The following is a 21,787-nucleotide window of genomic DNA, read 5'->3' as shown; positions in this document are numbered from 1 at the left end:
GCAACTGTATTTTTAGTACAGAATTTAAGTATTGCGATTGGAATTTGCATTTTCTTGAAGCTTACCTATTTTTACTAAAATCAGATTCTCGTAGGCGTCTTGCCTTTTGTCGCTTTTTCTCCCTGAACTAAATCCTTCACTAATTCTATAATTCTTAATAAACTGGCTTTTCTTTGCTCCTAAAGCATAATGCCAGCTTCCCATTTCTGATTGAACAAAAATTATAGCTTCATCCAAATTCATTATTTTCTTTTTTGAAAGTAACGGACTTGTTTTATAAACGGCATTATTACGAGCATCAAACGTAAACTGAATTTTAGCAGCTATTTGAATATCATATAAAAAATGAACCAAAAAGTATACTAAAAATACACCAATCACCCAGCGCATTTCTTCTCCTAGATCATTAAAAAACAATAGTAAAGCTATTACTCCTGCCGCTATTCCAACCAAAAACCACCATGATTGATCTAGTGATGGCTTTTGCGGATTTAATGAAAATGAATGAAGCGTTTCTTCGATGTTATATCTTTCTCGAATGCTCATCTAAAATTTCATTAATTTCATTCATCAAATTCTGCATGGATCTAGTTGTAAAAGCTTGAGCGATTCCGGTGCATTTCTCCTTGTTTTCTTTTTTGTAATAAAGATTTAAGGAAACGTTTGTTGTAATAAGATTATATTTCACTTTGACCAATTCAAAATTGAGAAAATCAGCAATCGGAATCAGAACGGGTTTGTTAATCAATCCGTTTTTTATTCTAAACTCCTTTCTGTCGAGATCAATACTAAATCCTTCCTGCCAAATCGAAATAAAGCATATAACAGCCAAGACTCCAAAAATGCCAATTACTGCATTATTTTTATAATAAATGCCTCCAATAGTAAAAGCAATCATTCCGAGTACCACAATTAGTCCAAAGCCGTATTGCCTTTTCATGACATACAGATTTCCTTCTTTTGTGAATTTCTTAAGTTGATTCATCTCTCTACTCAATTTTAACGCCATCAATAATCAGAGAATCACAAAGAAGTGAAATGTAAGCGCTCGTATAATCGGCAGTTAATTGATCGCTTAAAGAATCTACTCTTCCTTTTGTGAAATCAAATTTTCTCGTCGGAAGCTTTCCAAATGTATCAGTCATGGTAATCTGACCATCGACTCCAGCTTTATTTTTCATTAAAACTGCCAGTAAGGCAATATCTTGTTTTTCAAAATCAAGAGAAAAATAATAATTGTTTTTTACCTCCGACTCTGTTCCACTAACGGTAGATTTGGTAAAAGAAAATGTAGCAGATCGCAATACCGCTTTTGTCGTTTTGTTACCATCTTTCAAAGCGATTTCTATTTTAATGCGTTTATCTTCTTGCCCATAACTTAATGATGATATAAAAAGGCAAGCAACCATTAACAATGTAAAAAAAATCTTATTCATAATTTTATAGTTTTAAAAATAATTTATATCAGCAAGATTACTACTAAGATCAACTTGCTACAATTCGAAATTGGCAAATGGATGCTTTAGATTTTTATTTGGTAATTCTATACCAGTATCGAGAAAAAGTGCTCTTTAACCACTTCTAAACAGAGACTTTACAAGGGAATTTCTTGTCAAATTTGAGGAGTGATTTTTTTGGTCAGTCTATTTTCAATTTGTACTTTGGCATCAATTACCACAATATATGCACAAAAAAACTACTTTAAATCAGATTAAAAACAGGAAAACGAAATGCTTGTTCTCGTTTCTTTTTTTGGTTTTCATCGCCCCTATAAATGCACAAATTTCGGCTGTCGAAAAGATTGCTTCCTATGGCTATTCCAAACGTTTTTCTGATTCGTCTGCCAGTAAAAAAATTCAGCAGCAAGCTCTTGCTTTAGCCAAGAAAAAAAAGAATATCGACGATGAGGTTATTTGTTATTCATATCTCGCTCTTACACAAAGGCGTTTATTGCATTTAAAAGAATTTACTCGTTATGCAGACACAGCTTATATATTAGCTCAAAAAAGCAACCAAATAAGAGTTAAAGCTTTTGCTTCTCTAGCAATGGGAAATTTAAAGTCTTATATAGATGATAAACCTCAGGCCATCGACCATTTATTGCATTCGTATACGCTTTTCTCAAAAATAAATGCTCATGATCAATGCGCTAAAATTGCGTCCGACATATCGTATCTATTTTCTCCAGCATCGTCAGAAAAAGTTCATAAATATGCGCAAGAGGCTTTAGAACATGCTTATAAAGCAAAAGATCCCGAAAGTAAATTGTATGCAAGATTGGCTTACGGAGGTTATTTGACCGATAAACTCGAATCTGGAACAGAGAAAGATTGGCAAAAGACTTTAAATTTTTTAAAAACTACAGTTGCACTTGCCGAAAAAGAATCTTTTGATATCATTAGCAAAAGCAACATCGGAATCGCCTACATCAATCTGGCAGATCTTTATTCTAAAGGTCCGAAACCAATTAATGAAACTGCATTGCTTGACAACCTCGAAAAAGCTACTGCAATTGCCAAAAAATACAATATTAAAATCATTTACAGAAGCGCCATAGGCCTTCAAGGTTTTTATTATACCGAAAAAGGAAATTATGTAAAAGCCGAAATGCTTTTTATTGAAGGAATAAAATACCAGCTTAGCCTACCTTACACCGATAATTATTTATTGGCTACTTTTTACAATTGCTTAAAAGAAGTTTCTGCAAAACGTCATGATTTTGAAGCATATTATGCATACGATACCTTGTTTACGAAATACAATCAGTTAAAATATAATGAAACCACTCAGAAGCTTTTACAAAACGCAGATGCCAGATTTGAGTCTTCTAAGAAAATGGAGCGTATAAAACAGCTTGAATTGGAAAATGAGTTGGAGCAGCAAAATAAACTTTTAGGCTACGGAATTGCTGGAGTTCTGTTGCTTGGACTTGTTTTTATGTTTCGTTCCTACTATTTCAGGCAGCGTTATTATTTAAAGCGTGAGGAAATTTTAAAGCAAGAACAAACCAATAGTGAATTAAAACTGCAATTAATGGAAAAAGAAACCATTGAAAACCTTGCAACTAGACTTTCATTAGAAAGAAGATTATTGCGTTCTCAAATGGATCCGCATTTTATTTTTAATGCTTTGGGAAATATTCAGAGTATGATTTTGCAGAAAGATACGATTCCGGCAGTTTCTTATTTGAATAAATTTGCCAAACTCACACGCCAGATTCTAGAACAATCGAGAAAGGAAACCATTTCGTTAGAAGAAGAAATTGGTACTTTAAAAAATTACATCGAATTGCAGCAGTTGCGTCTTAATAATAGTTTTGAATATGCGATTGTTTGTGACGAATCTGTTAAAGAGGACATTCTTATTCCGCCACTTTTAATTCAGCCTTTTATTGAAAATGCTGTTGAACACGGATTAAAACCAAAACCAAAAGAAGAAAAAGGTCTATTGCAGATTAATTTCTCACAGCAAACGGAACAAAAAAATCTAATCTGCACCATAAAAGACAACGGAATCGGACTTACAGCTTCGAGAAAATTGAAAACAAACGAAAATCATACCTCTCTTTCTACGACAATTACTGACGAAAGATTAGCAAAAATGCAAAAAGACCATCCGTATGCTGGTTTTCAGGTTTTAGAGCGCAATGCAGACAACGGAGAAACGGGCTGCATTGTTATTATTAATATTCCAATATTGTAAAAAAATGTACAAAACTATCATTATAGAAGACGAACAGCGCATTCGCGAAGCTTTATCCATTATGTTGGAAATGGTTGCTCCAGAAGAAATTCAAATTATCGCTTACGCGGAAAGTGTCGAAGAAGCTGTAAAATTAATTGACCGCATGCAGCCCGATTTGGTTTTTATGGATATTATGCTTCAAAACGGAACTGGATTTGATGTTCTAAAACAAATTTCCTTCAACTCTTTTCATCTTATTTTTACAACCGCTTACGAGCAGCATGCCATTAATGCTTTCAAATACAGCGCAATAGATTATCTGCTAAAACCAATTGATCCAGACGAACTTAGAACTGCAATTGAAAGGATTTCGCTTTTACAAGAAAGAGTTTTAGAAAAACAGCAATTAAGCGAACTGCAAAATAACCTTACCAAAACTCCCGACCGCATTATATTGCCCACACAAGAGGCTATGTATGTAGTTAAATTAGAACAAATTACAAGATGCGAAACTTCGGGTTCTTACACCACTTTCTTTTTGACCGATGGCCGAAAAATTATGGTTTCTAAACCTTTAAAAAATTATGAAGATTTGCTGGAGCCTCCAATGTTTTTCCGCATTCATCAATCGCATTTAATCAATGTAAATTCTATTATAAGTTATTCTCGCGAAGGAATGGTTCATATGAATGACAAATCGGTTGTGCCCATTTCACGAGGAAAAAAGGAGCAATTTTTCAAATTAATGAAAGAAGAAATTTAACCTTTTAAAAAACACATTTTACCTCTTACCGATTTAAATGCAACCAATACCAACCAAAAAGCACAGTAGACAAAGTAACTGTTTCAGGTCCTATTCCTAGTTTCTATTTTTGACCCAATAAATAACTTAAACTATGAATAATAAAACCCTTTCTATTCTTAGCTATGTCACTATTATTGGTTGGATTATAGCTTTTGTTAAAAGTAAAGATTTAACACCTAAAAGTGATTTGGTAAGATACCATTTAAAACAAGGATTCGGAATTTTTCTGGTTTCTTTAGTCGTAAATGTTGCTTTGTCTATTATTGTAACGATCGTTCCAGCGCTTTACTTTTTAAGCTATATCGGATACGTTATTTTTATTTTATGGATTTTCGGAATCATAAATGCGGCTAACGAACAAAAGAAACCTATTCCGTTAGTTGGACAAGTTTTTGAAGATAAATTCAGCTTTATTGACTAACCGGTCTTGCTTTTTTTAGCTGACGTTTTTATTTTTTGGATGTAGGAGATGATTCTCAGAGAACTTCTGTAGCTATGGTAGCGCCGAATAGTATTTGAGGATCTTTCTACTTTTAAAACAAAAACTAAAAATTTATGCCAAACCTTCCAATTGCTGAAAAACAGGAATTAAAGCTTTTCCTTTTTCTGTTAAATTATACTCGATATGAAGAGGTTTTAGTTTAATAGTTACCTTTTCCAACAAACCTTCTTCTTCCAATTCTTTTAAAGCTGTAGCCAAAGATTGCTTATTTGAGCCTTGAATTTGGCGTAGCAAATTATTAAAACGTAAAGGCGATTCTGTAGCCAAACGAAAAATTTCTGCTTTCCATTTGCCAGATAACATTTTTAAGAGTCTTTGTGCTGGACAAGTTTCTATTTCTTCCATAATTAATTGGGGTAGTCAAAAAAAATTGACCTATTGTTTTCGAACGTTTTTTAATTAAAATTTGCTTTAATTCTAAGTAAAAATATAAAATGAAAGCAAAGAAACCAAGCGAAATGAGTATCGAAGAGTTATTAAAAACGCAAAAAACAATTAAAACAACCATTAAGGTTTTGATTCTAATTGCCATCTTATTACTTCTCCTTATTGTATTTATTTTCCTCAAAAAAGGATTTCTATCTTTAATGGTCTTTCCTTTATCTATGGCTTTTCTTATTGTCAATTCTAATTTTCTAAAAGAGATTCAAGAAGAAATCGCTACACGAAACCTCGAATAGAAGCACAAAATGAGATCGTTTTTCTTTATTTAAATTTCATTTTTCTTAACTAAAAGTCTTGCAAAAAAAATTACATTTGGGCTCCCTAAATAAGCCCATAAATTATGATTATTAGCAAAAAGACTTTTTATTTTTCCTCCTTATTTTTACTTCTATTATTTTCGCAGTTCAACTACGCGCAACAGCAACAAACCGTTAAAAAAGAAAGCCGCGGAAGACTATTTAACGACTCTACAGCCACAGACAGCGATTATTTAATGGCTATTGAAAAAGCCAGCGAAGTATTAGAATCTGCCTACAATGATATTGATTTTGCAGGCGATACGCGTCATCTTTTTGGCGAAATGAAACGTACAGAAAGCAAGCTGGATTTGATCTTAGCTAGTTTAAAAGGAGCAAATCCGAATGTGCGCAACCAACAAATGTACCGATTGGTTCTACAAGAAATCCAACAAGAATTAGAAGAACAGAACAAAGCAATTAATGCTAAAAATCTGGATCTTGAGAACATCAAAAAACGTGTAATTGATCTACGTAAAGACAAAACTTTAATTAGTTTATTAAAAGACACTATTCGTCGCAAACAGTTTCAGAAGGAATTCGGAAGTCTTAAAAAAAGATATCTTGCAACTGATAGTTTAATGACGAAAAATCAAACTACTTTAAACAATAAAAAACGACTTACCGTACAGCGAAAAATTTCTGTTTCTAATGCCTTGGTAGCCGTTGAAGGAAAACTGGAGAAATCTGGAATCAGTATTTTCAATAAAGAATATCCTTCTTTATGGCAGATTAACGATTCTGCCACAAAGAAAAAAGTAACCCACAATATAAAGGCAAAAATCATAATTGAAGAAAATGTCGCTGCGTATTACTTAGGTTACAAAGCTGGCGGGCTTATTACGCTATTTTTCTTTATGGGTCTTTTATTTTGGTATATTTCTCGAAATATCAAATACCTTACTACAAACGGTTATGCTGAAAACCTACAGCTTTTAAACTTTAAATATTTAAATCGAGGGGTTTTATTGCCCGTTTTAGTCATTGCGCTAAACATTGCTGTAGTCTCCAATTTATACGCTCCTGCTCTATTTTTAGAATTAATTCAGCTTTTCCTGCTTGGGGTTTTAATCTTCCTTTTCAAAAATCAATGGTCTGGAGTTGCCATGAGAAATTGGCTTTTCCTTTTAGGATTGTTCTTTGCTCTTTGTTTCCTAGACTTATTTATTACAATCGGATTATTGCAACGATTGGCTTTTGTAGCCATTAATATTTTAGGTATTCGTTACGGTTTGGTTCAGATTAAAACACTTAAAGAAGAACTTTATATAAAAGGCTTTTTTAAATGGGCAAGTATCATTTTTATTAGCTTAAATGTCTTGTCTATTCTTTATAATTTATTCGGGAGAGTTTCTCTTTCTAATATGTTAAGCATTACAGCTTTTATATCGCTCACTCAAATTGTTGCTTTAAGTGTGCTTTTGAAGATTATTTTGGAAATTATTTTGCTTCAAATCTACACGACTAGAGTAAAAAGAGGAATTGAAAAAATGTTTGATTACGAAAGTTTATCCGACACTTTGAAAAAGCCATTTATTATTGCCATTAGCTATATGTGGCTGATTGTAATTGCTTCAAATTTGAACATCTGGGAATCACTTCGCGCTGCTTTAGCGAAGTTATTAAGTCATCCAAATACCATTGGAAGCATTACGTTTACTTTAGGCAATGTTGTTTTATTCTTTATTATTATTTGGGCGGCGCACTTACTACAGAAATATGTTGCTTATTTCTTTGGCGAAATTGACGATGAAAACGAAGAGAACATCAATAAAAGACAGCACTCCAAATTACTTATTACAAGATTGGTTGTTTTAATAAGCGGTTATCTGCTTGCTGTTGCAGCTTCTGGAATGCCATTAGATAAATTGAGTATTCTTTTGGGAGCTTTAGGTGTCGGTGTCGGACTTGGGCTTCAGAATGTGGTTAATAATTTTGTTTCGGGAATCATATTGATTTTTGATAAGCCAATTCAGGTTGGCGATGTTGTAGAAATTAGTTCAGAATCTGGCCGAATCAAGTCTATGGGACTTCGTACCACTAAAATTAATGCTCCAAACGGCGCTGAAATCATTATTCCGAATGGTAACTTGTTATCTCAAAATATCACCAACTGGACATATACTGACAATTTTAAACTGGTTGAAATCACTTTTGAAATTAATGGAGAAACAATCCCAGAAGAAATTAATACTGTAGTAAATGAAACGCTTGCTAATCTACCATTGGTAAACAATTCAAAACCATCACAAATATATTACAGCTCAATTTCTGACGGAAAATATAAACTTTTAATCAAGTTTTGGTGCAGTATTTATCGAACGGAAGAAACAATAAGTTCGGCACGACAGGAACTTTATATCAGTTTCAAAAACAAAGGTTTAACTTTCTCAAGTTAGATTTAAGACAAAAAAGGCGGTAATTGATTACCGCCTTTTTTTATGCCTTACAATTTGCAATTTTTCTATCTTTTTATAGTAATATGTTAAATAATAGCATTTTACTAAAAACAGGTAAAAACCCGTGTACCCACAATTTAGTTATAAAGTAATTTAGCATTGTAGTAAAATACTACGAAAACTAACATTAACTATTAAATCTTAAAAATTATGATGGAAGTATACATGGGAACAATTTTGAGTTTCGCATTTAATTACCCACCTAGAGGCTGGGCTGCTTGTAATGGCCAGCTGGTAGCAATCACTCAGAATTCAGCTTTATTTTCATTGCTTGGCACAATTTATGGCGGTGATGGTGTCACCACATTTGGTTTACCTGATCTAAGAGGAAGAACTCCTATTCATTTTGGTCAAGGACCAGGTTTAAGCAATTTTGTAATAGGCCAAAAAGCAGGTAGCGAAACGATGACTTTATTAACGCCAAACATGCCTGCCCACGTACATAGCCTTACAACTGGTACTGTTTCATTAGCTTTAACAACTAATTCTGCAACTGGAGGAACGATTTCTAACGACACTGATAATGGAAACAACTCTTTATCTTCAGGCGGTTCAACACCAAATATCTACAGTGAACCAGGAACTGGAACTGCTAAAATAGGCGGTATTTCTGCAACTGCAACTTTAGGAGGAAGCACAAGTATAGCTGGAGGCACTCAACCTTTTGATTTACACAGTCCATATCTTGCTATCAATATGTGTATTGCATTATCTGGGATTTTCCCTTCTAGAAATTAACAAACTTAAATAGAGGCATTTTTTTGCCTCTATTTTCTAATCTCATTTTATGGATAACGACGTTAAAATAGGCATTTTAATTCCAAAGTCGCAACAGTATCCTTCATTAGACAAAGATTTTATAAGGGGTTTAAAACTCAATAATTTAAACGTAAAATTTTTTGTAGAGAGTATTGGTGTTGGCGCTGATGAAAAACTAATAATTGACAAAATTCAGAAACTTAATTTTCAAGAAGATGTATCAATTATAATTGGTTTTATGGGACATTGCAACATGTCTGAGGTTTATAATTATTCTTCTAATAATGACATCTTATTTTTGGCCGCAGATTTAGGAGCAACAACTCCTTATCAAACATCTGAATATGAAGGTATATTTATAAATTCATTAGGACTAACAGATTCTTGCTATTATTTAGGCCAATACTTTACCAATAAAAAATATCAAATAGCCTCTTCTACTTCATTTTATGATTCAGGATATGGTTTGCTTGCTGCATTAGAATATGCATTTAAAGAAAAAAATCAATTTACGGGACATTATATTACTCCTTTTATGCCAAGAGAAAATGAAGCATTACATATGGATCATACTATAAATACACAGCAACCCAATGCTGTTTTTGCGTTTTATAGTGGTTTATATGCTGAAGAGAATGCTACTTTTCTGAAACAAAATAAACTTACTCAAAAGTATCCTTTTTATGTAACTCCTTTTTTTATTAACGATAAAATTTTGGAGGAGTATAAAAATAATCCTTCTGAGCTTTATGTAGTGAGCAGCTGGATGCAAAATGATACTACTTCAACCAATTTTACTTCACTTTATAAAGAGGTTTACAACGATATTCCTTCTCTTTTTTCAGTCTTAGGATACGAAAATGGATTAATATTAAAGAATATACTTTTAAATGCTGACAGTTTAAAAACAAGCTCTTTAATTGAAGAAATGTACAAATTAGATATTGATGGCCCAAGAGGTAATATCCGATTTGATACCACAACCAACAGAACACTATTCAATCACTATATATACCAATTAAATTTGGATTCTTTTAACACTATAAGCTTTAGAAAAATTGAAACGTTATTAAACGATGGCGGTTTTATTAAAGCTTTTGCCTCACTAACAAAACCCGACCATATAGGAGGCTGGGACAATGCTTATCTATGTCATTAACTAAATTGTATGTTATGAAAAAAAAATTACTCTTATTTTTTACGTTCTTTTGCGTCTTTGGTTTACATCAAAATATAAAAGGACAAACTTTAGGACCCGGTGATATTGCTTTTATCGGCTTTGATACTGGAGGCCTAGATGGTTTCAGCTTTATAGCCCTAAAAAATCTACCAGCAGGAGAAATTGTATACTTCACTGAAGAAGGGCTCTATGCAAATGGCTGGATAGGCAGTAACGAGCCACACATCAAATGGACAATACCTGCTGGCGTTACTTGTGGAAAAATCATTTCTGTTATAGAAACTTCAACAAACAATATTTTTACAGTAACAGACGGATCAGTGGCTGATTTTGTAATTAATCCAGAAGGTCCCGTTTACAGTTTTAACTTATCTTCAGGAGATCAGATGCTTGCATACCAGAGTGTTAGTAATGTCATGAGACCCGTAATTTCACCAACTACCATAACTTTCTTAGCAGGTATTCATGGCGATTTTAATTCTTCCAATTATGACCCTGATACACATTGGAATAATGACGAAGTTTTATTAAATCTCGGCGGTGCTGAAAGTATCATACCACCGGGATTAACTAACGGAGTAAACTGTGTTGCCTTATTTCCTGGTGTAACAGAGCAAAGTCAATATTTCGCAAAATATACAGGTACTTTAACTGGTACTTCTACTGCTTTAAGAGCAAGTATCAATAATTATTCTAATTGGACAATCACATCCACAAGTACAACTCCTCCTGGTACTACCCAAGGAATTTTACCTAGCAACTATTCTCCAAATTTAACTTGTACATCAGTTCCAACAGTAACTACAACAACTCCTGCTACAAATATTGGAGCACTAACTGCTACATTAGGAGGCTTTAACAATAATGGTGGCGATACTGGTACTCTAGATAGAGGTATCGTTTGGTCATTAACGACAAATCCTGTGATAGGTGGTGGTGGAGTAACAAAATTATCAACGGCTACACTTAATGGTATTGGTACTTTTACCGTAAATGTAACTGGACTTCCTCCAGGAATACCGATATATTATAGAGCATATGCGGAAAATTCAGTAGGAATTGGATACGGAAATACGGTCTCATTTACAACTAACGCAGCTCTATCTGCTACACAATCACAAACAAATACTTGTAATGGTACCAATAATGGGACAGCAACAGTAGTTCCTTCGGGAGGAAAATCACCTTATACTTATGCATGGTCTAATGGTTCGACTGCAGCAACAATAACAGGTTTATCGCCATCTAATTATTCTGTTAATATAACAGATGGCGAAGGAACTTCGATAACCAAAATCTTTAATATAACTCAAAACTCTATTATCTCTGGAACAACTACCATTAGTAATGTATCTTGTAACGGAGGCAATAATGGATCTATAGATCTAACTCCTATAGGAGGCAGTGGATCTTACACTTATAACTGGGGAGGCGGAATAACAACGCAAGACAGAACAAATCTTGCAGCAGGCACATATTCTGTTACTATTACCGATTCTAACAATTGTAGTGTGGTTGTAAGTAATATAGCAGTTGGCCAGCCAGCAGCACTTGGCGGAACAACTGTTGTAACCAATGTAGCTTGCAACGGAGGAAATACAGGAGCTATAAATCTTACTCCAACTGGAGGGATTGGACCTTATACATTCTTATGGAATGATCTAGTAACTACTACAGAAGATAGAACAGGCCTAACAGCAGGTACCTACTCTGTCACTATTACAGATGCTAATTCATGCCAAGTAACGATTAATAGCATTACCGTAATTCAGCCTCCTGCAATTACAGGGATAGGTTCTACAACCCAAGTTGCGTGTTATGGAGGAAATACAGGAGCTATAAACGTTACCCCTGGCGGAGGAATCGGTCCTTACACCTACATATGGGATGATGGGCCTACTACTGAAGACAGGACAGGACTTACCGCCGGTACATACAGCATTAAGATAACTGATGCTAATTCATGTCAAAGAACATTCTCCTACACTATTAATCAGCCTGCAGCAGCTTTAAGTGCAGCAACGGGAGGAGGAAAAACAGATGTATCTTGCAATGGAGGTAATAATGGTACTGCTACTGTGGCGCCAACTGGCGGAACTCCTACTTACACTTATTCTTGGAATACCACTCCTGTTCAAACAACTGCTACAGCAACAGGGCTTGCAGTAGGTACTTATACGGTAACGGTAACTGATGCTAATGCATGTCAAACAACTAGAAGTTTTACAATTAACCAGCCAGCAGCAGCTTTAAGCGCATCTGCAGCTGGACAGACCGATATTTTATGTAACGGATCTGCAACTGGATCTGCAACTGTTACAGCAACAGGAGGAACTCCAGGTTATACCTATTCTTGGTCTCCATCAGGGGGAACTGCTGAAACAGCAACAGGTCTTACTGCTGGAACTTATACCGTAACGGTTACTGATGCTAATAGTTGCCAAACAACGCAATCATTTACCATTACAGAACCAGGGGCTTTAGTTGCAAGTCCAGCAGCTCAAACCAATATAGCCTGTCGTGATGATCTAACTGGATCTGCTACTGTTAATGCAACAGGAGGAGCAGGAGGCTACACTTATTCTTGGGCACCTTCTGGAGGAACTGCGGCAACAGCAACAGGACTTGCTGCAGGAAATTATACCGTGACAGTTACTGATGCTAATAATTGTCAGGCTACCCAAGCATTTACAATCGTACAGCCAACAACGGCACTTACAACCACAGCAGGCACTATAAACAATACTTCTTGTTATACAGGCGGTAATGGAACAGCAACGGTTATAGCATCAGGAGGAACTCCTAGTTATTCTTACTCTTGGAATACAACTCCTGTCCAAACAACTGCTACCGCATCAGGACTTTCTGCTGGCACTTATAGAGTAACGGTAACCGATGCTAATGGCTGTACAGCAAATAGAGACTTTACTATATCCCAGCCACCTGCTCTATCAATAACTCCAAGCCAAACTAATGTTTCTTGCAACGGAGGTACGAATGGTACGGCTACGGCATCTGTTAGTGGAGGAACCGGAGCTGGAACTTATACTTACTCTTGGGCTCCAACTGGAGGAACTGCAGCATCAGCAACTGGTCTTCAAGCTGGGACCTATACAGTTACAGTTAAAGACGCTAATAACTGTCAGATTGCACAAAGTTATACTATCGACCAACCAGCAGTCCTAACAGCAACACAATCACAAACGGAAGTTTTGTGCAATGGTTCTGCAACAGGTACAGCAACAGTTGTTGCCTCTGGCGGATCTCCTAACTATAGCTATTCATGGTCACCATCTGGAGGAACTGCTGCAACAGCAACTGGATTAACCGCTAATACTTATACTTGTACCATCACAGATAACAATGGTTGTTTCATAACAAAAACATTCATTATTACTCAGCCAGCTGCTCCATTAAGCGCTACTACTACTCACATTAACGCTACCTGTTCAACAGGTGGAGAAGCAAGTGTATCACCATCTGGTGGTACACCAAGTTATAGCTATCTTTGGTCGCCAGGAGGTGAGACAACACCTTTCATTACAGGTAAAGCAGCAGGTAATTACAGCTGTATAATTACAGATGCAAATGGATGTACTCTTACCAAAAACTTTACTATCTCTACAACTAATACTCTCGTTGCTAGCGCCGCTCAAACCAATGTACTATGTAACGGTTCATCAACTGGAAGCGCTTCTGTAATTCCATCTGGAGCTCCTGGACCATTTACTTATGTTTGGGCACCTTATGGCGGTAATACTGAAACAGCAGTGAATCTTAGCGCAGGAAACTATTCGGTGACTATTACTTCTTCAAACGGATGTTCTATTGTCAAGACTTTTACCATTACTGAACCCTCAGCAATTAATATAACTCCATCACAAACAAATGTTACCTGCAACACTGGATCAAACGGATCTGCTTCAGTAACTGTAACTGGAGGTACGGGAACTTATACTTATGCATGGTCTCCTTCTGGAGGAACTGCAGCAACTGCAAATGGACTTTCTGCTGGAACTTACACGGTAACTGTTAAAGACGCTAATCTATGTACCAAAACACAAAGTTTTACCATAACAGAACCTAATGCACTTACTCCATCAGTATCTCAAACAAATGTTTCTTGTAATGGTGGTTCAAACGGATCTGCAACTGTAAGCGTTACAGGAGGAACTGGAACTTATAGCTACCAATGGTCTCCTTCTGGAGGAACTGCTGCAACTGCAACTGGCCTATCGGCGGGAACCTATACTGTACTTATAAAAGATAGCAACTTATGTGAGACAACAGCAAGTGTAACTATTGCTGAACCTGCTTTACTTACTGCAACAATAGACAAAACAGATGTTTTATGTAACCAAGCAAATAATGGTACTGCAACGGTAATTCCTTCTGGAGGAACTGGAACTTATACATACTCTTGGTCTCCATCGGGAGGAACTACTGCAACAGCAACCGGATTAAGTCCAAACACTTACTCTGTTACCGTAACCGATGCAAATGGATGTACTGTAACACAAACTGTACAAATTACAGAGCCTAACACGCTTTCGGCTACAGACACACAAACAAATGTATCTTGTAACGGAGGAAATAATGGTACCGCATCTGTAGTGGCTTCTGGAGGAACAGGAAACTACAGCTATTTATGGGCACCTTCTGGCGGAACTGCTGCAACAGCAACTGGTCTTACAGCAGGAACTTATACGGTAACCGTTACAGATGAAAACTCATGTTCTGTTACTAATACGATTGAAATTACAGAACCAGATGCTTTAACTTTAACCGCTACTACTGTAGAAGTTTCATGTTATAATGGAAACAACGGATCGGCTACAGTAAATGTAACTGGTGGTACAGGTTCTTACACTTACTCTTGGGCTCCATCTGGAGGAACGGCTGCAACAGCAACGGGTCTTACAACAGGAACTTATACTGTAACTGTAACAGATGACAATTCTTGTACTGCTTCATTAACTGTACAAATATTGCAGCCTGTAAATCCTGTTACCTTAAATACTGTTGCTGTATCTGGAATAACTGTCAATAGTGCTTCTTTATCTGGAACTGCTTCTGCAGACGGAATAAATACAGATAGTGGATCTTGTTTAACAGAAGTTGGTTTTGTATATGCACAGCATGCAAGCCCTACTACAGCAGATACTAAAATAAATATTTCTGCCGCATTAGGAACATTCACAAATTCATTATCCGGTCTTAGAGGAAACAGAACTTATTATGTTAGAACTTATGCTATAAATAGTAATGGTTTTGTTAATTATGGAAATGAAGTTAGTTTCACGACTCAAAAATATACTCTTACTATAACTGCAGCAGCAGGACATACAAAAGTATACGGCACAGAAGATCCTGCATTTAATTACACACCACTAGGTTTTGCTAACGGAGATACACCTTCAATAATTACAGGTCTGCTTTCTAGAGATGCTGGTGAAAATGTTGGAAAATACAATATTAAGTTAGGGTCAATTAGTGCTGGCGCAGATTATACAATTGCTTTTACTGGTGCAGAATTTGAAATTACTAAAGCGGACCAAACAATCACTTGGGACCAAACTTTAGAATTTGGATGTATAGATTCTAATAACGTAGCCTTAACTGCAACAGCAGACAGCGGATTACCAATTTCGTACACTATTGCAAATGCAGCATTAGGAACAATTTCTGGATCAACATTAAACATCACTGGATCAGGAAGCTCAACAATTACAGCTGTACAAAATGGTGATCAAAATCATAATGCTGCTACAGCGGTTGTTAAACCAATAGAAGTTAGCCATTCTGGACTTGTAACACAACAGTGGGCAAATGTGCTATTCTTTGATAATAAATCGAACAATTACGTGGCATGGCAATGGTATAAAAACGGAGTAGCTATTTCTGGTGCAACTCGCCAATATTACAGCGAGACTCAGCCTTTAAACGGAAGCTATTACGTAATTGCAAAAGACAAAAACGGAAATTCAATTAAATCTTGTCCAATTGAGACTACTGGAACAGTTTTTACCAAAAAGATAAAAATCTATCCAAACCCAGTTAAACCTGGAGCTGAATTTACTTTAGAGTGTGATTTTAGCGATTCTCAATTAAATGGATCTGAGGTGGTTATTTATGACATTACAGGAAAATTAGTTCAGACTATTTCAAATGTAAAAGCCAAAAATGAAATCATCGCTCCATCGCAGGCAGCCTTATATGTTGTCGTTCTTAAATTGGCAAACGGCCAGTTAAAAACAATCAACTTATTGGTGAAATAAAAATGAGATTTAATTTAAAATTACAAGCAATGAAAATTAAAACCACAATAGCCATACTACTACTGTGTAGTGTCACAATAAAAGCGCAGGAAATTAATGTCAAGATTAATGGAGGCCCTTCAGGAATTCTTTATGATAGTACTTTTGGAGATGGCAAACTCAAATTTGGCGGAGGAATAGGTGTCGGTTACACCTATTTCTTCAGCAGCCATTGGGGAATTTCGACAGGAATTGATGCAATGTACAATCAGAATAGTTTTGAACTAAAAAATGGAATAACAATTTCGACTTACGAAGTTGATGACCAAACTTCTGCATTTGAGTATCAAGTAACGCCGACAAACTACAAAGAAGATCAGCATTTCATTTCTGTTGCAGTTCCGCTTATGATGCAGTACAGAACATCAATTGCATCTCAAACACAACTTTATTTTGGATTTGGAGGAAAAATTCTGTTTCCAGGAAAACAAACAGCAAAAGCTTCTGCATCAGAATTGCAATTGAGCGGTTACTATCCTGATATGAATCTTTTAATTGATGATCTGCCTTCTCACGGATTTGGTAAAGTAACCAATTGGCAGGATAAAGCAACCGTAAGCTTAGATCCTTCATTTCTTTTAAGTGTTGAAACAGGTCTTACTTTCAAACTAAAAGAGAATACACAGCTTTACACTGGTGTATATGTGGACTACGGTTTGACAGAGATGGCAAAAGAAAATGCCAATCTTAACATTGTTGCGTACAACCCAAGCGGATTGGATAACATTCAAGCAAATGGTACGAGTGGCAATAGAAAAATTGTTCAAGAAAGCCGTTACTTCTCTGCAGGTGTTCAACTGAAATTAGGTTTTATGCTAAATAAAAACAAGCCAGAACCAGTAGCCGTACAACAAAAAGAAGAAGTGGTAACTAAAACTGAAGCGCCTGTTCAAGAAAAAGCGCCTGTGCAGCAAAAAGTAGTTGAAACTCCACCAGCTAAAAAGGAACTTACAACAACAGAGCGCACATACGTTGAAAAACCGCTTGCTTTCCAAGAAGTTGGAAACACCGATGTAACGCCACAATTGGCTACAAGATTGGATGAAATTGCAAAAATTCTAAAATCAAATAAAGACATAGATCTGAATATTACAGGATATACTTGTGATATAGGAACAGAAGCACGCAATCTTGAAATTGGAATGAAAAGAGCACAAGCAGTTTCAGATTATTTACAGAATAAAGGAATTGAATCTAATCGCATGCATTTATTTTCGAAAGGTGAAAGCGAACCTTTGGTTCCAAATACTCCAGTAGAAAATAGACCGCTGAACAGAAGAGTAACTCTTACATTAGTAGATAGATAAATTCTGAAAATCTATAATTTTAAAAAGCATGAAAAGAACTTCCTTTTCATGCTTTTTCTTTTTGATAAAATTCAAAAGCTAACAATTATCATATTTTATTCTCCGTTTAAAATCGTTCTTTGTCTTAATTAAAACTATTCCAAACATTTAACCAATCATTTACAACGTATTAATTGTTTTGCCATGCACATTGATACTGACTTACTTTATACCTGGGGAGCTGTAGCCAAAAAAGTTCCTAAGAACTCCATTATTTTCTTCGAAAATGATGCCGCCATATCTTATTACCAAATTTTAGAAGGGACTGTAAAAATGAGCTATACCAACGAAGATGGCAAAGATTTAACGGTTGGCATTTTTAATGAAGGAAATAGCTTTGGCGAGCCACCGCTTTTTATTGGGCAACCCTACCCTGCTTCTGCAATTGCACAAACCGATTGTATTATTTTAAAACTATCCAAAACAAACTTTTTTTCTTTTCTTGAAGAAAATTCAGAAATGCAATTTAAAATCCTAAAATTGTTTGCATGGAAAATCTATAATAAAATTGTTTTTTCTAAAAATATAGTCAATCATAAACCCGAATATCGCATTCAGTATTTTTTAGATAATTTAAAAAAGCAGCAAAATATTGCCTCTTCCATGAAAATGAAAATTCCGTACACGAGACAAGAAATTGCAGATTTTACTGGTCTTAGAGTAGAAACCGTCATACGCACCCTATCACTCATGAACAAAAACAAAAAAATTGAAATTGTCGACCATAAGCTATTTTATTAATTTAATCTGTTATGATTTGAATCATACTAAAACAGCTTGATTTTTTCTTTTTTTGCATAAGGTTAAAAGAAATTATTAATTCAAATCTAATCTCTTTAAGAATAAAAACGGGAACTTTTTTGAAGTTCCCGTTTTTGTATTAAGAAATAACTTTATTCATCATCCAATTCGAAATGTTTTCTGCTCTTGATTTTATTTCATCCGCTTTTTCTCCTTCAAACAAATCATCTACCGTTTTTTTCCAAAGTTTAGTCCAATGTTTAAAATGAGCCTCTGTGAGCGTACTTTTCTGATCTAGCACTCGATGTTTCAACATCGGGTTTCCATCAAAATTTCCGGTATGAAAAAGGATGTTATCCCAAAAATCATACATAATCGGAAGATGCTTCTCCCAATTTACCACAGCGATTTCTGTAAACAAATATCCTATAGTTGAGTCCGTTTTTACTTGCAAATAAAAAGCATCAACCAGTACTGCTATATCCTCTTTATTCCTAATGTCTGTTTTCATATTTTCTTAATTCTGAATAAATAACAAAACATTTAAAGATCTTTTCGTTCGAACTTTCTAATAGAAATTACAAACGGAACAACGATCCATGAAATGAGCAGTAAGAAAGAAATCAGTAGGCCAATTACTGTCCCAAAAAAATCTTTAAAAATAGCTCCTGTATATCCCATCATGGCAGATTGATCTAAATGTAGTAATATTTGAATTCTCGCTAAATCTATCGGACTAGAAGCGGTTATAGCTACCATAGCTTCTTCTATTGGATATTCTGCAAACTGAAACAAAAGAAACAATACCAATGCATCAAACAAAATAGCAAAATACATCCAGAATAAAATGGCCACCCCTATTCCTTTTGCTTTATCTCGAGTTAAAATGCAGCTTAAAAAAGCCAGAGACACAAAAACAATAGAAATTAAACTTCCCGACAAAAGCATCATCAATCCTGCCATACCAGGCACATTAATCAAAAGCGGAATTCCTGCACCGAGAAAAAAAGCCAAAAACATTGCAATTGATAATCCAGCAAACAAACTAATCCAGATCTTTTTTCTTTTAATAGGCTGACTCAATAAAAGCTCGATGAATTCTGAACTATTGTAAATATAGATGGTCGAAAAAAGTATAGACACCAACGGAACCGTAAATAGAATGACATTCAGAATCGTCAGTAAACCTTTGGCTGTATTGTTTTCAAGCATAAAAGATCCCCAAGAAAGCAATGCCAGAATTAAGGCATAACTCACAATAATCTTATTTTTAAGAATATCTAATAAGATAATTTTAATTATTCTGTTCATGCTGTTTCTCTTTTAATATAGTAGCAATAGATTTCGAAATTTTAGTTTCGCCCGTTGATTCCAAAAGATCTGTAATCGTTTTATGAAAATGTACTTTTCCGTCCTGCATAAAAATAATCTGAGTAATCATATCGTCCAATTCACTCAACAAATGTGAAGTAATCAAGATTAGCTTTCCTTTGTTTTTCTCTTTTATGATTTTTTCTTTCAGAATTTCTGCAGCCAACGGATCCAATCCTGCCGTTGGTTCGTCCAGAATTAAAACATCGGGGTTAAAAAGAAAAGCTAATGTTGCACTTACTTTTTGTGTTGTTCCTCCAGAAAGTGTTCTCATTTGCTTCTCACTCATTTTGTCGAGCTTAAAAGCTTTTATCAAATCTTCATCCAATTCGTCTTTCGAATTTCTAATCTGCTTGATCATGGCTATAATCTGGGCAATGGTCATATGATCAGGATAACGGCCAATTTGCGGCATATAACCAATTCTTTTTCGGTATTCAAACTTCTTTAAAATAGATTCGTCATGCAGCAAAATGTCACCACTATCGGGTAAAACCATTCCTAAAACAGATTTTATTAATGTCGTTTTTCCACAGCCATTCGGACCAATTAAAGCGATGCATTCTCCGGCTTTAAACTCAAGGGTGATGTTTTGCAATACCTTTAGTTTGCCAAATTTTTTATTTATATTTTTTAAAGTAATCATAATACAATAGATTTCATTATAGGAGATTCATCAACAAAATTATCAGGCGTTATACTTGGTAGAATTTTCTCTGATTTATCTAGAAGCGTAATCATAAAGCTTCGAAATAAAAGCATCGCCGACGGATTATTCTCGGTAATTACCGCAAAAAGACTCAGCGGATGAAAAGGCACATCGCCAATACCATCTCGGTTCAAATCATACCCTTCATATTTATCCCAGTAATTATTATTGAAATGATTTAAAACTAAACTGCCGTTTGTGCTGATATCGAAAGTATTCGAAAGAAAATTATTAAACGAGATCACATTTTCCATACAGCTTGCCTGAACTTTCATTCCCCAGCCATTATCCTTAAAAATATTTCGTTCCAATTTTACACGGCTCGTCCCTTCCATATAAATTCCTGAAGTGTTCCTGATAAATTTATTTCCATTTATATAACTATCCGAAATTTCTTTAAGCAATAAACCATAAGAGGCGTCTCCCCAATTCTCCTCGAAATAATTGTTGAACATTTTTACATTTTTGGTAAACATTACCGCTACTCCTGCTCCATTATTTTTAAAGACATTTGAAATATAGGCATCATCATTCGAGAACATAAAATGAAGACCATAACGTATATTTGCTTTAGAAACATTTCGCCAGATTACAGAATTAGAAACAAATTCAAAATAAATTCCGTCGCGATGTCCAGAAATTCTATTTCCTATAATCTGCATATTCTCGCTTTTCCAGCAATGAATTCCGTTTCCAATACGCTGTTCTTCTTTTTGATGGGCCTTTATAGTATTGTTTTTTACAATGCAGTTGACGCCTTTTTGAACATAAATTCCAAAAAAATTATTCTCTAGAAAATTGTCTTTTACTACAACTCCAGTCTTGTTGTATATTTTAATTCCACAGGGATCATTCAGGGAGGCATACCCTGAATTGATAACTTTAAATCCGGAAAAAATTACGCTATCGGCTTTAATAGAAACTACTTCATATTTTCTTTGTCCGTCCAGAGTTGGCCAGTTTTTTCCCTGCAGAATTACTTTTTTATCTACAATTATATTGCCTTCGCGATAAACCCCTTTATTTACTATAATGGTATCACCAGATTTTGCGAGTTCGATCGCCTTTTTAATGGTTTTAATCGACTTGTCTTGCCCTACTTCAATCTTCTGAGACCAAAGGCAGTTTAAAAAAAATAAGAGTGAAAGACAAAAATGTAGCTTCATGATTTAAT

Annotated in this window: 18 protein-coding genes; 10 read left to right on the top strand and 8 right to left on the bottom strand. The window is 35.1% G+C overall.

All coding sequences use genetic code 11. From position 1 onward, the window contains the following. Nucleotides 1-24 precede the first annotated feature (24 nt). From SOM12_RS19410 to SOM12_RS19400, 3 genes are read right to left on the bottom strand one after another with little or no spacing between them, the layout of a single operon-like run. Nucleotides 25-546 carry a hypothetical protein gene (locus SOM12_RS19410; RefSeq protein WP_320494975.1) on the bottom strand — a complete coding sequence of 174 codons (522 nt, stop codon included), beginning with the start codon at nt 544-546 and terminating at the stop codon, nt 25-27. After that, nucleotides 524-985, bottom strand: coding sequence for a hypothetical protein (locus SOM12_RS19405; protein WP_320494974.1), 462 nt, complete (start codon nt 983-985; stop codon nt 524-526). The genes SOM12_RS19410 and SOM12_RS19405 overlap by 23 nt, the downstream gene beginning before the upstream one ends. A gap of 4 nt (nt 986-989) precedes the next feature. Beyond that, nucleotides 990-1,436 carry a hypothetical protein gene (locus tag SOM12_RS19400; RefSeq protein ID WP_320494972.1) on the bottom strand — a complete coding sequence of 149 codons (447 nt, stop codon included), beginning with the start codon at nt 1,434-1,436 and terminating at the stop codon, nt 990-992. 247 nt (nt 1,437-1,683) lie between these two features. Between SOM12_RS19400 and SOM12_RS19395 the strand changes: the two genes are divergently transcribed. The 3 genes from SOM12_RS19395 (at nt 1,684) to SOM12_RS19385 (ending at nt 4,910) form a co-directional block, all read left to right on the top strand. Beyond that, nucleotides 1,684-3,702 (top strand): sensor histidine kinase, encoded by a 2,019-nt coding sequence (locus SOM12_RS19395; protein ID WP_320494970.1) that lies wholly within the window; start codon nt 1,684-1,686, stop codon nt 3,700-3,702. A 4-nt stretch (nt 3,703-3,706) separates the two neighbouring features. Then, the gene (locus SOM12_RS19390; RefSeq protein ID WP_095930034.1) at nt 3,707-4,447 is read left to right on the top strand and encodes a LytR/AlgR family response regulator transcription factor; all 741 of its coding nucleotides are present in this window, start codon (nt 3,707-3,709) and stop codon (nt 4,445-4,447) included. A 133-nt stretch (nt 4,448-4,580) separates the two neighbouring features. Beyond that, nucleotides 4,581-4,910: a DUF4870 domain-containing protein gene (locus tag SOM12_RS19385; protein ID WP_095930035.1), complete on the top strand. Its 330-nt coding sequence runs from the start codon at nt 4,581-4,583 to the stop codon at nt 4,908-4,910. Between the two features lie 132 nt (nt 4,911-5,042). Here the strand turns inward: SOM12_RS19385 and SOM12_RS19380 are convergent, their stop codons facing one another. After that, on the bottom strand, nt 5,043-5,336 hold the full coding sequence (locus SOM12_RS19380) for a winged helix-turn-helix transcriptional regulator (RefSeq protein ID WP_320494969.1): 294 nt from the start codon (nt 5,334-5,336) through the stop codon (nt 5,043-5,045). An 89-nt stretch (nt 5,337-5,425) separates the two neighbouring features. On the opposite strand from SOM12_RS19380, the gene SOM12_RS19375 reads away from it, so the two are divergent. The 7 genes from SOM12_RS19375 (at nt 5,426) to SOM12_RS19345 (ending at nt 18,533) form a co-directional block, all read left to right on the top strand. Next, the gene (locus SOM12_RS19375) at nt 5,426-5,671 is read left to right on the top strand and encodes a redox-active disulfide protein 2 (protein WP_320494968.1); all 246 of its coding nucleotides are present in this window, start codon (nt 5,426-5,428) and stop codon (nt 5,669-5,671) included. Nucleotides 5,672-5,775: 104 nt separating this feature from the next. Beyond that, nucleotides 5,776-8,130, top strand: coding sequence for a mechanosensitive ion channel family protein (locus tag SOM12_RS19370; RefSeq protein WP_095930038.1), 2,355 nt, complete (start codon nt 5,776-5,778; stop codon nt 8,128-8,130). Nucleotides 8,131-8,340: 210 nt separating this feature from the next. Then, nucleotides 8,341-8,928 (top strand): phage tail protein, encoded by a 588-nt coding sequence (locus tag SOM12_RS19365; RefSeq protein WP_320494967.1) that lies wholly within the window; start codon nt 8,341-8,343, stop codon nt 8,926-8,928. Nucleotides 8,929-8,977: 49 nt separating this feature from the next. Then, a complete protein-coding gene (locus SOM12_RS19360; RefSeq protein ID WP_320494965.1) occupies nt 8,978-10,108 on the top strand; it encodes an ABC transporter substrate-binding protein in 1,131 nt (376 codons plus the stop codon). Between the two features lie 14 nt (nt 10,109-10,122). Continuing rightward, nucleotides 10,123-16,407, top strand: coding sequence for an MBG domain-containing protein (locus tag SOM12_RS19355; protein ID WP_320494963.1), 6,285 nt, complete (start codon nt 10,123-10,125; stop codon nt 16,405-16,407). 29 nt (nt 16,408-16,436) lie between these two features. Then, a complete protein-coding gene (locus SOM12_RS19350; protein WP_172426905.1) occupies nt 16,437-17,753 on the top strand; it encodes an OmpA family protein in 1,317 nt (438 codons plus the stop codon). A gap of 183 nt (nt 17,754-17,936) precedes the next feature. Then, a complete protein-coding gene (locus SOM12_RS19345) occupies nt 17,937-18,533 on the top strand; it encodes a Crp/Fnr family transcriptional regulator (protein ID WP_095930042.1) in 597 nt (198 codons plus the stop codon). A 139-nt stretch (nt 18,534-18,672) separates the two neighbouring features. Here SOM12_RS19345 and SOM12_RS19340 read toward each other — a convergent pair whose 3' ends face one another. The 4 genes from SOM12_RS19340 to SOM12_RS19325 are packed head-to-tail and all read right to left on the bottom strand — an operon-like array spanning nt 18,673 to nt 21,779. Continuing rightward, complete coding sequence (locus SOM12_RS19340; RefSeq protein ID WP_095930043.1) at nt 18,673-19,044, bottom strand: group III truncated hemoglobin; 372 nt, start codon at nt 19,042-19,044, stop codon at nt 18,673-18,675. A gap of 32 nt (nt 19,045-19,076) precedes the next feature. Continuing rightward, the gene (locus SOM12_RS19335; protein WP_095930044.1) at nt 19,077-19,844 is read right to left on the bottom strand and encodes an ABC transporter permease subunit; all 768 of its coding nucleotides are present in this window, start codon (nt 19,842-19,844) and stop codon (nt 19,077-19,079) included. Further along, complete coding sequence (locus tag SOM12_RS19330) at nt 19,828-20,550, bottom strand: ABC transporter ATP-binding protein (protein WP_095930045.1); 723 nt, start codon at nt 20,548-20,550, stop codon at nt 19,828-19,830. Before SOM12_RS19330 ends, SOM12_RS19335 begins: the two co-directional genes overlap by 17 nt. After that, the gene (locus tag SOM12_RS19325; protein ID WP_320494961.1) at nt 20,547-21,779 is read right to left on the bottom strand and encodes a nitrous oxide reductase family maturation protein NosD; all 1,233 of its coding nucleotides are present in this window, start codon (nt 21,777-21,779) and stop codon (nt 20,547-20,549) included. The genes SOM12_RS19330 and SOM12_RS19325 overlap by 4 nt, the downstream gene beginning before the upstream one ends. Nucleotides 21,780-21,787 lie beyond the last annotated feature (8 nt).

It is taken from the genome of Flavobacterium sp. CFBP9031, from assembly GCF_034044945.1.
Lineage (GTDB): Bacteria > Bacteroidota > Bacteroidia > Flavobacteriales > Flavobacteriaceae > Flavobacterium.
Note: the sequence above shows the minus strand (reverse complement) of the source record. Positions and strands in the feature narration are given on the sequence as shown.

Bases quoted from the DNA above. Each gene is read 5' to 3' on its own strand.
- SOM12_RS19410 (WP_320494975.1), bottom strand. From the start codon at position 546: ATGAGCATTCGAGAAAGATATAACATCGAAGAAACGCTTCATTCATTT.
- SOM12_RS19405 (WP_320494974.1), bottom strand. From the start codon at position 985: ATGAATCAACTTAAGAAATTCACAAAAGAAGGAAATCTGTATGTCATG.
- SOM12_RS19400 (WP_320494972.1), bottom strand. From the start codon at position 1,436: ATGAATAAGATTTTTTTTACATTGTTAATGGTTGCTTGCCTTTTTATA.
- SOM12_RS19395 (WP_320494970.1), top strand. From the start codon at position 1,684: ATGCACAAAAAAACTACTTTAAATCAGATTAAAAACAGGAAAACGAAA.
- SOM12_RS19390 (WP_095930034.1), top strand. From the start codon at position 3,707: ATGTACAAAACTATCATTATAGAAGACGAACAGCGCATTCGCGAAGCT.
- SOM12_RS19385 (WP_095930035.1), top strand. From the start codon at position 4,581: ATGAATAATAAAACCCTTTCTATTCTTAGCTATGTCACTATTATTGGT.
- SOM12_RS19380 (WP_320494969.1), bottom strand. From the start codon at position 5,336: ATGGAAGAAATAGAAACTTGTCCAGCACAAAGACTCTTAAAAATGTTA.
- SOM12_RS19375 (WP_320494968.1), top strand. From the start codon at position 5,426: ATGAAAGCAAAGAAACCAAGCGAAATGAGTATCGAAGAGTTATTAAAA.
- SOM12_RS19370 (WP_095930038.1), top strand. From the start codon at position 5,776: ATGATTATTAGCAAAAAGACTTTTTATTTTTCCTCCTTATTTTTACTT.
- SOM12_RS19365 (WP_320494967.1), top strand. From the start codon at position 8,341: ATGATGGAAGTATACATGGGAACAATTTTGAGTTTCGCATTTAATTAC.
- SOM12_RS19360 (WP_320494965.1), top strand. From the start codon at position 8,978: ATGGATAACGACGTTAAAATAGGCATTTTAATTCCAAAGTCGCAACAG.
- SOM12_RS19355 (WP_320494963.1), top strand. From the start codon at position 10,123: ATGAAAAAAAAATTACTCTTATTTTTTACGTTCTTTTGCGTCTTTGGT.
- SOM12_RS19350 (WP_172426905.1), top strand. From the start codon at position 16,437: ATGAAAATTAAAACCACAATAGCCATACTACTACTGTGTAGTGTCACA.
- SOM12_RS19345 (WP_095930042.1), top strand. From the start codon at position 17,937: ATGCACATTGATACTGACTTACTTTATACCTGGGGAGCTGTAGCCAAA.
- SOM12_RS19340 (WP_095930043.1), bottom strand. From the start codon at position 19,044: ATGAAAACAGACATTAGGAATAAAGAGGATATAGCAGTACTGGTTGAT.
- SOM12_RS19335 (WP_095930044.1), bottom strand. From the start codon at position 19,844: ATGAACAGAATAATTAAAATTATCTTATTAGATATTCTTAAAAATAAG.
- SOM12_RS19330 (WP_095930045.1), bottom strand. From the start codon at position 20,550: ATGATTACTTTAAAAAATATAAATAAAAAATTTGGCAAACTAAAGGTA.
- SOM12_RS19325 (WP_320494961.1), bottom strand. From the start codon at position 21,779: ATGAAGCTACATTTTTGTCTTTCACTCTTATTTTTTTTAAACTGCCTT.